The sequence below is a fragment of the Acinetobacter sichuanensis genome, from assembly GCF_003024515.2.
In the GTDB taxonomy this organism is placed as follows: domain Bacteria; phylum Pseudomonadota; class Gammaproteobacteria; order Pseudomonadales; family Moraxellaceae; genus Acinetobacter; species Acinetobacter sichuanensis.
In genome coordinates this window covers 1-1,109 of the sequence record NZ_PYIX02000161.1, presented here as the reverse complement: position 1 = coordinate 1,109, position 1,109 = coordinate 1, and the positions used below count along the sequence as shown (strand labels likewise).

Below are 1,109 nucleotides of genomic sequence, written 5' to 3'. Positions count from 1 at the left end.
TAATCAAATTAATGGGTCTTATTCAGGTCGTGGCGTGTTGTTCGGTAGCTATAAAAAAGATCTGGTTAAGCCTACGGATTATCAGGTGACAGACTCTAAAGCGACAGTTCTTCAAAATGAGGTTACGAGAGTACCGCAGATTGGTGATGTTTGGACAACGGCTAAAGGTGATTTTAAGGTAGTGAATGTGAGTGCAGATCCAAGTGATTCTATTTGGGTTTGTCAGTTGCGGAAGGCTTGAAAGTAACCATAATGACTGTTAGGTTAGTGTTTCATTTAACTTTTTTATAGAGATGGTAATGCTACTTCAAGTTGATAATGTAGTAATTAATACTGATCAAATTCAGCTAATCAAGATTGATGATCAGGCAAATTACGTAATAATATTCTTCTCAGATACACATAGTAGAAAAGTAAGCTTTCCAAATTATGATGATTTGGATAGATTTCTAACAAAACTTGGACGCAAAGACCACTTTGCTTAAACAGTAAAATGAGAACCCACCTCGGTGGGTTTTTTTAATGGGTAAAATTATGTCATGGCAAGGTACACGATTATCACAGTTCACCTTTGAAGTACTGCAAAGTGCAACTGTTATACAAAGAAAAATCATTAGCGAGTTCTTACAAGGTGTTGTGCTTGCAAGTCCTGTTGATACAGGCGCGTTCCGTGGCAATAACCTCGTTTCAATTGGCTCTGTGGATGTTCGCTATGATTTAAATAAAGTGGATAAAGTAGGTGGGCAAACAATTGCTGAGGGGAATATGAGAATTCTTCAGGCAAAGATAGGTGATCTGGTCTATGGGCAGAATAATTTGCCTTATTCCGTTGCTCTGGAGAATGGATACTCTCAACAAGCACCAACTGGGATTTATGCCTTAACCTTTCAGCGAGTGACGAGTAAATACAAATGATGACACTTGAACAAGCAGAATTAGAAATCAGAACGCGCTTGGCACAGTTTGATGGTGTGGATGTGATTCAATTTGAAAACCAAGCACCTGATGAAGGAGAGCCATTTTCATCACCTAAGGATAAGCTGTGGTGCAAGGCTTATATTCAGTATTCAGGAAGTAATATTGTGGGTATTGGTAATCAGCCCTGTATT

1 protein-coding gene and 2 pseudogenes are annotated in these 1,109 nt (G+C 38.6%); all 3 read left to right on the top strand.

Translation table 11 applies throughout. The features are described 5' to 3' along the window. Positions 1 to 241, top strand: a pseudogene (locus C9E89_RS22720) (glutamate 5-kinase); the annotation flags it as partial. A 281-nt stretch (positions 242 to 522) separates the two neighbouring features. Then, the gene (locus C9E89_RS22710) at positions 523 to 915 is read left to right on the top strand and encodes a hypothetical protein (RefSeq protein ID WP_228199111.1); all 393 of its coding nucleotides are present in this window, start codon (positions 523 to 525) and stop codon (positions 913 to 915) included. Next, positions 912 to 1,109: pseudogene (locus C9E89_RS22705) on the top strand (hypothetical protein); the annotation flags it as partial. The gene C9E89_RS22710 and the pseudogene C9E89_RS22705, both read left to right, overlap by 4 nt.

Bases quoted from the DNA above. Each gene is read 5' to 3' on its own strand.
- C9E89_RS22710 (WP_228199111.1), top strand. From the start codon at position 523: ATGGGTAAAATTATGTCATGGCAAGGTACACGATTATCACAGTTCACC.